The organism is Sulfurimonas sp., assembly GCF_026196735.1.
Lineage (GTDB): Bacteria > Campylobacterota > Campylobacteria > Campylobacterales > Sulfurimonadaceae > Sulfurimonas.
In genome coordinates, this window is sequence record NZ_JAPHUF010000001.1 from 15,725 (window position 1) to 27,456 (window position 11,732).

17 protein-coding genes and 1 pseudogene are annotated in these 11,732 nt (G+C 34.9%); 10 read left to right on the top strand and 8 right to left on the bottom strand.

Annotation, left to right across the window (positions count from 1 at the left end):
* Positions 1–2 precede the first annotated feature (2 nt).
* Genes secY through infA form a run of 3 tightly spaced genes read left to right on the top strand, consistent with a single transcriptional unit; the run spans position 3 to position 2,264 of the window.
* Entirely contained in the window at positions 3–1,265 is a 1,263-nt protein-coding gene (gene secY, locus OQK60_RS00160) for a preprotein translocase subunit SecY (protein WP_297682878.1), read from the top strand.
* A gap of 3 nt (positions 1,266–1,268) precedes the next feature.
* Positions 1,269–2,027, top strand: coding sequence for a type I methionyl aminopeptidase (map, locus tag OQK60_RS00165; RefSeq protein WP_297682879.1), 759 nt, complete (start codon positions 1,269–1,271; stop codon positions 2,025–2,027).
* Positions 2,028–2,045: 18 nt separating this feature from the next.
* The gene (gene infA / locus OQK60_RS00170) at positions 2,046–2,264 is read left to right on the top strand and encodes a translation initiation factor IF-1 (protein ID WP_008338996.1); all 219 of its coding nucleotides are present in this window, start codon (positions 2,046–2,048) and stop codon (positions 2,262–2,264) included.
* A 29-nt stretch (positions 2,265–2,293) separates the two neighbouring features.
* Here infA and OQK60_RS00175 read toward each other — a convergent pair whose 3' ends face one another.
* From OQK60_RS00175 to OQK60_RS00190, 4 genes are read right to left on the bottom strand one after another with little or no spacing between them, the layout of a single operon-like run.
* On the bottom strand, positions 2,294–2,587 hold the full coding sequence (locus OQK60_RS00175; protein WP_297682892.1) for a chorismate mutase: 294 nt from the start codon (positions 2,585–2,587) through the stop codon (positions 2,294–2,296).
* Between the two features lie 58 nt (positions 2,588–2,645).
* Positions 2,646–3,332: a lysophospholipid acyltransferase family protein gene (locus OQK60_RS00180; protein ID WP_297682880.1), complete on the bottom strand. Its 687-nt coding sequence runs from the start codon at positions 3,330–3,332 to the stop codon at positions 2,646–2,648.
* 12 nt (positions 3,333–3,344) lie between these two features.
* A complete protein-coding gene (locus OQK60_RS00185; RefSeq protein WP_297682881.1) occupies positions 3,345–3,560 on the bottom strand; it encodes a hypothetical protein in 216 nt (71 codons plus the stop codon).
* A 2-nt stretch (positions 3,561–3,562) separates the two neighbouring features.
* Positions 3,563–4,411, bottom strand: a complete 849-nt coding sequence (locus tag OQK60_RS00190) for a S1-like domain-containing RNA-binding protein (RefSeq protein ID WP_297682882.1) — start codon at positions 4,409–4,411, stop codon at positions 3,563–3,565.
* 86 nt (positions 4,412–4,497) lie between these two features.
* Between OQK60_RS00190 and pyk the strand changes: the two genes are divergently transcribed.
* Complete coding sequence (pyk, locus tag OQK60_RS00195; RefSeq protein ID WP_297682883.1) at positions 4,498–5,958, top strand: pyruvate kinase; 1,461 nt, start codon at positions 4,498–4,500, stop codon at positions 5,956–5,958.
* A 60-nt stretch (positions 5,959–6,018) separates the two neighbouring features.
* Here the strand turns inward: pyk and OQK60_RS00200 are convergent, their stop codons facing one another.
* The 4 genes from OQK60_RS00200 to OQK60_RS00215 all read right to left on the bottom strand — a co-directional run bounded on the left by OQK60_RS00200 (position 6,019) and on the right by OQK60_RS00215 (position 9,466).
* A complete protein-coding gene (locus OQK60_RS00200) occupies positions 6,019–7,272 on the bottom strand; it encodes an arsenic transporter (RefSeq protein ID WP_297682884.1) in 1,254 nt (417 codons plus the stop codon).
* Positions 7,272–7,676, bottom strand: coding sequence for an arsenate reductase ArsC (locus OQK60_RS00205; RefSeq protein WP_297682885.1), 405 nt, complete (start codon positions 7,674–7,676; stop codon positions 7,272–7,274). The genes OQK60_RS00200 and OQK60_RS00205 overlap by 1 nt, the downstream gene beginning before the upstream one ends.
* Positions 7,669–7,980 (bottom strand): metalloregulator ArsR/SmtB family transcription factor, encoded by a 312-nt coding sequence (locus tag OQK60_RS00210; protein WP_297682886.1) that lies wholly within the window; start codon positions 7,978–7,980, stop codon positions 7,669–7,671. Before OQK60_RS00210 ends, OQK60_RS00205 begins: the two co-directional genes overlap by 8 nt.
* Before the next feature lie 220 nt (positions 7,981–8,200).
* Positions 8,201–9,466 (bottom strand): spore photoproduct lyase family protein, encoded by a 1,266-nt coding sequence (locus OQK60_RS00215; RefSeq protein WP_297682887.1) that lies wholly within the window; start codon positions 9,464–9,466, stop codon positions 8,201–8,203.
* 84 nt (positions 9,467–9,550) lie between these two features.
* Between OQK60_RS00215 and OQK60_RS00220 the strand changes: the two genes are divergently transcribed.
* The 6 genes and pseudogenes from OQK60_RS00220 to rpsD all read left to right on the top strand — a co-directional run.
* Positions 9,551–9,853, top strand: coding sequence for a hypothetical protein (locus OQK60_RS00220; RefSeq protein ID WP_297682888.1), 303 nt, complete (start codon positions 9,551–9,553; stop codon positions 9,851–9,853).
* A gap of 85 nt (positions 9,854–9,938) precedes the next feature.
* Complete coding sequence (locus tag OQK60_RS00225; RefSeq protein WP_297682889.1) at positions 9,939–10,283, top strand: hypothetical protein; 345 nt, start codon at positions 9,939–9,941, stop codon at positions 10,281–10,283.
* 302 nt (positions 10,284–10,585) lie between these two features.
* Positions 10,586–10,699 (top strand): 50S ribosomal protein L36, encoded by a 114-nt coding sequence (gene rpmJ, locus OQK60_RS00230; RefSeq protein WP_008338806.1) that lies wholly within the window; start codon positions 10,586–10,588, stop codon positions 10,697–10,699.
* A 2-nt stretch (positions 10,700–10,701) separates the two neighbouring features.
* Positions 10,702–11,064 (top strand): 30S ribosomal protein S13, encoded by a 363-nt coding sequence (gene rpsM, locus OQK60_RS00235; RefSeq protein ID WP_297682890.1) that lies wholly within the window; start codon positions 10,702–10,704, stop codon positions 11,062–11,064.
* Positions 11,065–11,074: 10 nt separating this feature from the next.
* Positions 11,075–11,467 carry a 30S ribosomal protein S11 gene (gene rpsK, locus OQK60_RS00240; RefSeq protein WP_297682891.1) on the top strand — a complete coding sequence of 131 codons (393 nt, stop codon included), beginning with the start codon at positions 11,075–11,077 and terminating at the stop codon, positions 11,465–11,467.
* An 11-nt stretch (positions 11,468–11,478) separates the two neighbouring features.
* A pseudogene (rpsD, locus tag OQK60_RS00245) lies at positions 11,479–11,732 on the top strand (30S ribosomal protein S4); the annotation flags it as partial.

Genomic DNA, 11,732 nt, shown 5'->3' on the forward strand with positions numbered 1-11,732 from the left:
TCGTGAATAAAAATCTAGTTAATAAGATATTTATTACTATCGGGTTTTTATTTATTTATCGCCTACTGGCATATGTGCCGGTACCAGGCGTTGATACTGCTGTTATAGCTTCTTTCTTCGATTCACATCAATCAGATGCACTAGGTTTATTTAATATGTTTAGTGGTAATGCTGTTGAGCGTATGTCAATCATTGCTCTAGGAATCATGCCTTATATCACTGCTTCAATTATTATGGAACTTTTGGCTGCAACCTTTGCACCTCTTGGTCAAATGAAAAAAGAGCGCGATGGTATGGTTAAGTATATGCAAATTATTCGTTATGCAACTATTGTAATTACAATCATTCAAGCAATCGGTATCAGCGTTGGACTTCAAAGTTTAACAGGTCCTAATGGTAACAGCGCGATTATAGCTGACCAAAACACATTTATACTTCTTTCTGCGGTCTCAATGCTCGCGGGAACAATGTTGCTAATGTGGATTGGTGAACAGATAACACAAAGTGGTATCGGTAATGGTATCTCACTTATTATCTTTGCTGGTATCGTATCAGCAATACCATCTGCGATTGGTCAAACAATCACTATGGTAAATACTGGCGCTATGAGTTTCCTGACTGTATTGGCAATTCTTGCTCTTATACTTGGAACTGTCGCTATTATTATTTATGTTGAACTTGGTGAGCGTCGTGTACCTGTTACATACGCTAAAAAAGTTATGATGCAAAATCAAAATAAAAGAGTTATGAACTATATTCCTATCAAGGTTAATTTAGCTGGTGTTATTCCGGTTATCTTTGCTTCTGCGATATTAATGTTCCCAATGACTGTAATGTCTAGTAGTACCAATCCTACTATACTTGCTTTTGCAGACTACTTAAATCCAAATAGTTACTTTTTTAACTTTTTGACATTTTCTTTTGTTGTTTTCTTTGCATTCTTTTATGCATCGATTACTTTCAATGCAAAAGATATAGCTGAGAACTTAAAAAAACAGGGTGGTTTTATTCCTGGTATTCGTACCGGAAATGCGACAAGTGAGTTTTTAAATACTACAGCAAGTAATCTAACTTTTACCGGTGCTTTGTATCTTGGTCTAGTTGCGACTTTACCTTTTATGATTATAAAAGGGATGGGCGTTCCTTTCTTCTTTGGAGGAACAGCAGTTCTAATCGTTGTTCAAGTAGCACTAGATACTATGAGAAAAATTGAGGCTCAAATTTACATGAGTAAATATGAGACATTAAGTGCAGTTGGTCTTTAAATAATGGCCATTGCGCTTAGAAAACCTCAAGAAATTGAGAAACTTCGCGCTGCTAACAAAATTGTTGGCGGTGCTTTAGAATTACTAAGACAAAACACAAAAGTAGGGATTTCTTTAAAAGAGTTAGATGCCATGGCGGAGGAGTATATTCTCTCACAAGGTGCTAAGCCTTCTTTTAAAGGTCTCTACGGCTTTCCTAACGCAGTATGCTGCTCACTAAATCAAGTTATTATTCACGGTATCCCAACTGACTACAGATTACAAGAGGGTGATGTAATTGGTTATGATATTGGAACAGAACTTGATGGCTGGTTTGGTGATGCAGCTATAACAGTGCCAGTTGGAAAAGTTAGTGAAGAAGATGAAGCGCTTATCGCTTGTGCGAAAGATACTCTTTATGAAGCAATAGCTGCTATTAAAGAGGGTATGAGATTTAAAGAACTTTCTCAAGTTCTAGAAAATTCTATTCGTTCAAGAGGCTTTGTTCCTCTTTACAACTTTTGTGGTCACGGTATTGGTAAGAAGCCTCATGAAGAGCCTGAAATACCAAATTATCTTGAAGGTAAAGATCCTAAAGGCGGTCCAAAAATTAAAAACGGAATGGTTTTTTGTTTGGAGCCGATGATTTGTCAAAAAGATTCAAAACCGGTTATTTTAGAGAATAAGTGGGATGTTGTTAGTGCCGATGGTTTACGCGGTTCACACTATGAGCATACTGTTGCAGTTATCAACGGTAAAGCTGAAATTTTATCTCAAGCTTAGAGAAGAAGAAGGATTAAAATGGCTAAATCAGATGTTATCGAAGTGGATGGCAAGATTATAGAGGCTTTGCCAAATGCAACATTTCGTGTTGAATTAGAAAATGGACATATTATTTTATGTCATATCGCAGGAAAAATGCGTATGCACTATATTAAAATATTACCAGGTGACAAAGTTAAACTTGAATTAACACCATACTCTTTAGACAAAGGTCGTATCACTTACAGATACAAATAAGAAGAGGATTTTTACCTCTTCTTACACTTCTAGAATGTTTTATTGTTTCTAAACTCTGAAATCTCTGTTTCAACCATTTCGTTTATCATAATTTCAAACAGTTCAGATATCATATTTGGAGAGACATCTGCTTGGATAGCTTTATGACGAACTTTTTGTAAGATATAATCTATTCTATCTTCTGCTTTTACTTCCTCAACACTATTCTTAAATGCTGCGGCTTGACGGATAAGATGACTTCTTATCGAGATAAGTTCAACTAGTTGATCATCTATCTTATCAATTTCCGTTCTTACTTCTTCTAGTGAATTACACTTTTTAATATCTGGCATGTTGTTTCTCCATTTCTTATAATATATATTAGCTAAAAATAGATAATACTTAAGCTATATTAAATTGCTTTTTATAAGCTTCTTCAAATGAAAGGCTTCTATCTTTATAATCTATAATATTTCCTATCTCTATCTCTATAATGCGTTGTTGTCTGGAGTCTTTTATCGCTTCTTTTAGTATATCATTCGCCTTAGAACGAATGTAGACAGGAAGAATAGGAAGTCTGTTCTTTATGGCGATTATTTGGGCACCTTCTTTAAACTCAGATATTGGAGAATCTGATTTATTTCTAGTACCTTCTGGAAAAATATAGATAGAATTTCCATTTTTTACAGATTCTTTTATATCTTTAAAAAAACCACTCATTTGTGATGCTTCGCGGTCAAGAAGAATTGTTCCAAGATTTCTAGTGAATTTTCCAAAAAAGAAAGAGTTGTAGAGTTCTTTTTTAGCTATCCAGTCTCCATGGATATTGCTGTATTGTGTGGCAACTTCAACAATTAGAGGGTCTATAATCGTTCTATGGTTTGAAGCTAAAAGATACTGTCCATCTTGTGGCAATTTTTCTTTATTTATAACTTTAATTTTGATATTTAGCTTGTTTAACAGTTGGTTTGCATAGCTTATACGAGCTTTTTTTCTTTTTAATGAGTCAGTTACACCTGAGAGTTTAAAACCATAGTAGTTAGTAAGATATAAAGAGTATATTGCGATTTTTATCTGGTTGAATGTCAAAAAATTCTGCCTTTAATTAGCTTTGATGAGTTTTTTAGCAGATTTAGGAAGGTGAGCAAAAGGAATGTTTTGCATACCCTGTTTTACACCATCTTCAAAGACCATAACATCAAGCGTCATTTTTGTAGGATAAAATCTTATAACATTATATGATAATTTTTCAATCTCAAAAGTTATTTTTTGATCAGACAGCTCAATTGTTTTTTTGTTCTCTTTTACTCTTGCCACAGCTAATCCTTTAAGTATATTCCAGTATCTTTAACTTCAATTTTGCCGGCATCAACAAGAGTTGTAAGTGAGCGTTTGAAATCTTTTTTACTAAGATTAAAGACATCTTTGATAAGCTGGGCATCACTTTTATAGTTATAAGGCATATTTCCGCCATTTTCTTTTATTAGCTGTAAAACCTTGTCTGAAGAACCGCCGCTTTTCTTTAAACCGGGTTTGCGAAGATTGAGGTCAATGTTGCCATCACTTCTAATGGTTTTGATAAATGCAGTTCTCTCATCTCCAAGTTTTATCTCTTCAAAGATATCGTTATGATATATAAGACCTTCATATTTACCTTCTACAATACATTTAAAACCAAGTGGAGTTTTAGAAATAATAGAAATTTTTACTTCTTGATTTGGTTTTAAACCTTTTACTCTTCGCTCGAAAAAGTCACCTAGTTTTTCAGTTCCTACTAAGCGGTGAGTTCTCTCATCATAAACAACCCTCAAATATCTTCTATCTCCAACTTTAAAGGGTGTTTTTTGAAACATATTTGGCACAAGCAGGTCTTTGCTCAGACCCCAGTTCATAAAAGCACCAAATGGAGCCACATCAACACATTCAAAAAAAGCAAACTCATCAAGTTGTGCAACCGGTATTAGTGTAGTTGATACTAGTCTGTCCTCTGAATCTGTGTAGACAAAAACATCAAGAAGATCGCCCTCTTTCATTTCTTTAGTAAGATATGGACCCGGAAGTAAGACATCGTTGCCATCTTGTGCCATCATATAGGCACCTGGAGTTGTAAGTCTGTCGATAATTAGTGTGTTAGTTTTTCCTAGCACAAGGTGCTCGTTTTGTTTCATGGTGTTTCCGTCATTTTAAAGTTTTATCGTATTATATCTTCTTATTCTTTTTTGTGCTATTATTGCTGATAAATAAGGAGTAGTTCTTGAAAAAACGAACCAAAATTTTGGCTACAATCGGTCCAGCTTCTGATACTCTTAGCGGCATAGAGAGTCTTATCAGAGCCGGTGCAAATGTATTTAGACTAAATTTTAGTCACGGGACTTATGAGTACCACTTGGATGTATTGACAAAAATTCGTCAAGCCATGAAAAACACAGGCTTAGTCGTGGGCATTTTACAAGATATAAGCGGTCCTAAAATCCGCATAGGTGAGCTTGAACACGATTTTGAACTTCAAGAGAATGACACTATCGTTTTTCACAAAGATAAAATTATAGGCAAGTGCACAGCAGAAGATAGATATGAAGTCTCTATTAATTATCCTGAGATTTTAGCTCAACTACATGTAGGCGATTATATCTATCTTTATGATGGGATAATTCGCACAAAGGTAACTACATGTAGTGCTCAAAAAGTGGAAGTTATAGTTGAAAACTATGGAACACTCTCTTCAAAAAAAGGTGTAAACTTTCCAAATACGGCTCTTGGAGTGGATGTTTTAACTGCCAAAGATAGAGCCGATATGGAGTGGGGTGTTAAAAACGGCGTTGATTTTATGGCTATCTCTTTTGTTCAAGAGGCCAATGACATGTTAAAAGCTCGCGAGATTGTAGAGAATCTTGGCGGTAAACAGATGCTCATTGCCAAGATAGAGAAGTTTGATGCAATTCAAAATATTGATGCAATTTTAGAAGCTTCTGACGGCCTTATGGTAGCTCGCGGTGATTTGGGCATAGAAGTTCCATATTATGAAGTGCCAAACCTCCAAAAGTTGCTTATACAAAAAGCAAATTTTGCTGCAAAACCTGTTATAACGGCAACACAAATGTTACTCTCAATGACACATAGTGAGAGAGCGTCAAGAGCAGAAATAAGTGACATAGCAAATGCCGTTTTGGATGGAACTGATGCTGTTATGCTCTCAGAAGAGAGTGCTGTTGGTAAATATCCTGTTTTAGCGGTTAAAACAATGTTTGAAACTATCAGAGAGACAGAGAGAGTTTACGCATATAACAGAGAGTATGACCAAAAACACGAAGATGTTACAAATGCCATAGATGAGTCTGCGGTGAGGTTGGCAAAAGATTTGAAAGTTGATGGGATACTCTCAATGACAGCATCAGGAAATTCAGCAAGAAAGCTTGCTAAGTATAGACCAAAAGCAACCATATACGCTATAACACATGATGACAGAGTTAGACAGCAGCTTACACTTTCGTGGGGGATTATTCCTGTATTTAGTGTAAAACTCGGCTCCTTTGGTAAAACCATAAGTGATGTAATGAAAAAAGGTTTAGAAGAAAATATATTAAACATAAAAGAGACCTATATCTTGACAGCAGGCGATCCTGTAGGTGAATGCGGCTCTACAAACACCATAAGACTTTTAAAAGAAAGTGAGATGGAGTTTTTTAAAAATCTTGGAAATAGTTGCTTGATTTAGATTATCTATATGCAGCCAAGGAGAACTTTTGTATGTAAATGCCTCTACATGTAGAAGCATTTAAGCCAAGGAAAGTAAAACAACTAAAAGAACAGGCGGAGTTACAATCAGTCCAAATTTTGAGTAAGACCAGAAGCTGATATTTACACCTTTTTTCTCCAGCGTGTGAAGCCAAAGAAGAGTTGCCAGCGAGCCAAACGGTGTCATTTTAGGTCCTAGGTTACATCCGACTATATTTGCATATATCATAGCTTCATTCGCAATGTCAGTTAGTGCTATATCCATAACCATGATTGTAGGCATATTGTTCATAAAAGCAGACAAAAATGCCGCTAAAAATCCAGTCCCGACAACTGCTACCACTTCACTTTGAGAGTTAAGGTAAACTAACATGTCAGTTATATAGTCAGTGAGCCCTGCATTTTTAAGTCCATAAACAACGATGTAAAGTCCTAAAGAAAACCATACAACTTGCCAAGGTGCCTCTTTGATGATGTGCTTGGGCTCAACAGTTTTAGCTAGTGTTGCAATTGTTAAAAAAATAATACCTCCGCCAAGAGCAAAAACTGAGATTGGAATGTCATAAGCATCACCTATGAAATATCCTGCTAGCAAAAGTGCCAAAAAAAGCCATGAAAAGTTAAAAAGCCCTTTGTGTTTGATAACATCTTGGGGATTTTTAAGCAGGTCTATATCTACATGTTGCGGAATATCTTTACGCAGAACTACCCAAAGAACCGCCATAGTAGCAATAACGCTCACAAAATACGGTAGAATCATATTTGAGATGAACTCAGTAAAACCAATGTCAAAGTAGTTAGCTGTAACGATGTTTGTAAGGTTTGAAAATACAAAAGGCAAAGATGCACTGTCGCTTATAAATCCGCCTGCGAGTAAAAATGCGAGAATTGTTTTAGTGTTTAGTTTTAGTATGTTCATCTTGGCAAGCAAAATCGGAGTCAGTATTAGTGCGGCTCCATCATTTGCAAACAATGCAGATACAATAGCACCTAGGATGATAGAGTAAAAGAACATCTTATGACCGCTGCCTTTTGACAGCTTTGCCATTTTAAGTGCTGCCCATTCAAAGAAACCTATCTCATCTAAAACCATTGATAGAATGATTATTCCAATAAAAGCCAAGGTTGCATCCCAGATAATGTCATAAACAATCCAAACATCACTAATACTGACTACACCAGCAATAAGTGCGACAATAGCACCAATAACAGCAGTCGTACCAATTTGAAGTCCACGGGGTTGCCAGATAACAAAGACAAGTGTGATTAAGAAAATTATTGAAGCTAAAATCATTATAAACCCAGCTCCATTCTAACAATTGGAGTTAGTTCTGTTTTGATTAGTTTTAAAGTTTTAAGAAATGCAGAGTAGTCTTTTGCATCTGGATCTTCGTAACCTACATGTATAACTTTTGTATTTTTAGGAAAAATAGGACAAGATTCCATTGCATTATCACAAACTGTAACTACTAAATCAAAGTCTGTATCTATTACTTTATTCAAAGTTTTTGAGTGATACTTATCATCCCAAGAGCCATCAGATTCTAAAACTTTTTTTGCATTTGGATTTACTTTCCCACTTGCCTTTACTCCTGAACTCTCAGCATCTACACCGTCAAGATATTTGTTCAAAACCGCCTCTGCGATGATAGATCGACAGCTATTTCCTGTACATAAAATGAGAACTTTTTTATTCAACTTTACAACCTTTATTTAATAATGGAATATTTATATCTAAACAACTTATCTCTTTTAAGATAGATTGTCTAAATTGGTCCAATGGAGTTCTTATACTATAATACGCCCAGCGGCCGCGTCTGTCAACTTTTAAAAAACCCCCGTCTTTTAAAATTTTTAGATGTCTTGAGATGCGAGACTGTATCATCTCAAATGAGTTCTCTATATCACATACACAGACTTCTCCGTTTACATCGATAAAATGTAAAATTTTTAACCTTGTCTCATCGTTAATCGAGCCTATTGTTTTAAGAAATATATCCATATATAAAATATCCTCTTGATTTGATTTTGACATAATAGCAGATATTTATTTATATATCAAGATATATTGATGTATATAACTGACATGTAGATATTAATGAAAAATGATGAGTTTTGTGGTAAGCACAACTTTAAAGTTCAAGAAGCTGGTAATAATTTTGTTATTGCATTTGCTGAATCAACTAGCAACGGTTGTTGTGGAGGCTGTGGAAGTCACTAGTTTATACTAGAAACTCCATTCCCAGCTTATTAGCGTAAGCAGCGAGCATTGCCCGCTCAAAATCATTATTGGTTGCGTATTGGTAACCAAAAGTCTTCTCCCACATCTCGTGTTCTTCCATACATAAGTAAAAAAATACATCTTCTTGTTTATTTTTAAGCTGCCAAGGCTTGAAGCTTTCATAAGCGTGCTTGAACATCTTTTGCTTTGTAGCATCAGGATAAGAACTCTTCCCGCTTGCATCTTCAAAAGGCATCTGAGTAATCTTACTTCTAAACTCTCTATCTCTTAACTGTTTGATAACAGGTTTGATAAAGGTAAGTGTTCCAAAACTTACAAGTGCAACTTCACTTGGCTCGAACTCATTAATCAATCTTTCATAAACGCTGTTGTACTCATCAAGATAATTCTCATACTCAACAATCGGATGAAAATGAAAGCCGACTTTCACACCTTTATCAGCCACTTTTCTTGCTGCATTTATTCTTTTATCAAGTGAAGCAGCTAGATGCTCTTCATTTTCTATAATAGTAGGAGTGTTTAGCGACCAAGTACATAGAATATTTTTAGGAATTTCATTTTCTAAGAAGTATTTTATGTTGTCAGACTTTGTTTTAAACTCTAAGATTACATTTGGATTATCAGTTGCAAACTCAAAAAGAGCATCTAAAATACCTTCACGGTTTCCCCACATAAGCGAATCAGAAGCTTGACCTGTACCGATATGATAAGTTTTGTTTTTCTCTAGGTTGAGATTTTTTAACTTCTGGGCAAAGCTACTATCAAAAGTTATAGTGTTTTGATTATAAAAAGATTGTATTGAGCAGTATGAACAGTCAAAACCACAACTCTCAACCGCATCGAGTGTTAAAAGATTACAACATCTTGTCTTCTCGCTTGCAACAGGACAGAGTCCAAGACCAAAACCCTCTTTAGCCTCTGTTTTAAAAGTATACTTTTGTTCTTTTGGTATGTTTTTAAGTTCAAAGTTTTCATAAGAGTTAGGTTTTTTGCGTAGCTCTTCATAGACTTTTTTGAGTCTTGTAAAAACAACTTTTTTTTGCTCATGCTCAGGAAAAATCTTTATAATGCTTTTTTCATTCCACATCTCAAGATCTCTGGCTATATCTACTATCTGCTTTATCTCAGAAAATGTAAACTTTAGCTCAAGTGATTTTTCTTTTATAAACTCCTGCTCAATAATAGGAAGTTTTGAGTAAATAGTATTTTTAACAGAGTCGTTAAATTTCTCTAAATATGTATTCATGATGGAATTTTAACAAAAATACTATTTTTCTTTATACATAGACACAGATTTTAGATAAACTTATAAATAAATCAGGGAGCAGCAATGATATTTAACATAGTAGTTTTTTTAATGGCAATTATTTATTGGTATCTTACAGGTCATATTGCTCCTGCTTTGTTTGGTATTGTATTACTCTTGAGTTTATACAATGACGAACTATATTTTGTGACGCTTATTTTGTCTGCGATAACTGTTGGTGCCGTGATTTACTATTTTTGGTTGGATTTTTTTGCTTCTAAAATAAGTGGCGGTATTTTAGAATTTACTCCTGGAATCATATACATGTTAGTAATATTTTTAAAAGCAAAGATAGTATTTGATAATGATAACTCCTCGCTTGATTAGAGATATTATATAAATTTATTGCATTTTGTCATATTTTTAAAAAATTGAGTCTTTTTATAATAATATACTAAAAAAAGAGTATATGATGACCTTAGGAAAGTGCCCATATTGTGAAAACGGTAGTATTGAAGTAAGAGACAAAGAGGTAAGCGGTAAAAAAGTTAAACTTTACGCATGCTCAAATGCCAACTGGAAAACGGAAGATGGCGAGATGTTTGAACTTACAGAAAACTCTACATGTGACTTTAAAATCTGGCAAAATTCACTCTCTCGTTATGGAAAATGGCTTTCATATAAAGAGGTAAGAGAACTCCTTAAAGATGAAGCAATCGAAGTGGAACTCTTAAGTAAAAAATATGGAAAAAAAGTTTATTATAATAAATACATAGCACTCAATCAAGAGTACGGAGTAAGTGTATTATGGGACTAAAACAACAACTCTTAAATAAAATAATATAACTTAATAAATCTTTTACATTCTTTTGGATACAATACGCGTCCGCTTTGCTGTTTTAACAAAACAAAAGAGTATTTCTATCTATATATTTACTTATAAAGATAAAAGTATTGGCAAGATTTTTAAATATATCTGCCTGGATGCAGCAAGGACAAAGACAAAACTAAACTTTCATAAAGTAGAGGTTGTCCCTCTCACCGATAGGTGAAGCTTTAGTGACTGAACAAAAATCGGACGAGTTCGGATTTTGTGAGATTAATATAAAGAGGCTTTCAATGAAAGTACGTGCTTCAGTAAAGAAGATGTGTGATGACTGTAAAGTTATCAAGAGAAAAGGCATTGTAAGAGTAATCTGCAAAGTTAAAAAACATAAACAGAGACAAGGATAACCATGGCTCGTATTTCTGGTGTTGATTTACCTAAAAAGAAAAGAGTAGAGTATGGTCTAACATACATCTATGGTGTTGGTTTACACGCTTCTCGTCTAATTTTAGACGCGACAGGTATAGACTACAATAAGAGAGTTTTTGAACTTTCTCAAGAAGAAGTGGCTGCTATTACAAACGAAATCCGTGAAAACCATATGGTAGAAGGTGATCTTCGTAAAAAAGTAGCTATGGATATTAAGGCACTTATGGATTTAGGTTCATATAGAGGTCTTCGTCACCGTCGTGGTCTTCCATGTCGTGGTCAAAAAACTAAGACAAATGCGCGTACTCGTAAGGGTAAACGCAAAACTGTCGGCGCAGCGTAAGGGATAACAGATGGCAAAAAGAAAAGCTGTTAGAAAAAAAGTAGTAAAGAAAAATATTGCACGCGGTATAGTTCATATCGCTGCATCATTTAACAATACACTTGTAACTATTACAGATGAGATGGGCAACATGATTGCTTGGTCTTCAGCTGGTAGTCTTGGTTTTAAAGGTAGCAAAAAATCTACTCCGTTCGCAGCTCAAGCAGCTGTAGAAGATGCGGTAGCAAAAGCTCAAATTCATGGAATCAAAGAACTTGGTATTAAAGTTCAAGGTCCAGGTTCAGGTCGTGAAACTGCTACTAAAGCAGTTGGTGCTATTGAGGGTATAACTGTTACATTTATGAAAGATGTAACTGCATTACCACACAATGGATGTCGCGCACCTAAGCGTCGTAGAGTTTAAGGAGATTACTGATGGCAAGATATAGAGGTCCAGTAGAAAAAATCGAAAGAAGATTTGGTGTAAGCCTAAACCTTAAAGGTGAGCGTCGTTTAGCAGGTAAATCTGCATTAGAAAAAAGACCTTATGGTCCTGGTCAGCATGGTCAGCGTCGTAAGAAAGTTTCTGAGTATGGTTTACAACTTAATGAAAAACAAAAAGCGAAATTTATGTATGGTGTTTCTGAGAAACAATTCCGTGCACTATTCGTTGAAGCTAAAAGAAGAGA

Coding starts and splice junctions, on each gene's coding strand:
- map (WP_297682879.1), top strand. CDS start 1,269: ATGGCCATTGCGCTTAGAAAACCTCAAGAAATTGAGAAACTTCGCGCT.
- infA (WP_008338996.1), top strand. CDS start 2,046: ATGGCTAAATCAGATGTTATCGAAGTGGATGGCAAGATTATAGAGGCT.
- OQK60_RS00190 (WP_297682882.1), bottom strand. CDS start 4,411: ATGAAACAAAACGAGCACCTTGTGCTAGGAAAAACTAACACACTAATT.
- OQK60_RS00200 (WP_297682884.1), bottom strand. CDS start 7,272: ATGATTTTAGCTTCAATAATTTTCTTAATCACACTTGTCTTTGTTATC.
- OQK60_RS00210 (WP_297682886.1), bottom strand. CDS start 7,980: ATGGATATATTTCTTAAAACAATAGGCTCGATTAACGATGAGACAAGG.
- OQK60_RS00215 (WP_297682887.1), bottom strand. CDS start 9,466: ATGAATACATATTTAGAGAAATTTAACGACTCTGTTAAAAATACTATT.
- OQK60_RS00220 (WP_297682888.1), top strand. CDS start 9,551: ATGATATTTAACATAGTAGTTTTTTTAATGGCAATTATTTATTGGTAT.
- OQK60_RS00225 (WP_297682889.1), top strand. CDS start 9,939: ATGACCTTAGGAAAGTGCCCATATTGTGAAAACGGTAGTATTGAAGTA.
- rpmJ (WP_008338806.1), top strand. CDS start 10,586: ATGAAAGTACGTGCTTCAGTAAAGAAGATGTGTGATGACTGTAAAGTT.
- rpsM (WP_297682890.1), top strand. CDS start 10,702: ATGGCTCGTATTTCTGGTGTTGATTTACCTAAAAAGAAAAGAGTAGAG.
- rpsK (WP_297682891.1), top strand. CDS start 11,075: ATGGCAAAAAGAAAAGCTGTTAGAAAAAAAGTAGTAAAGAAAAATATT.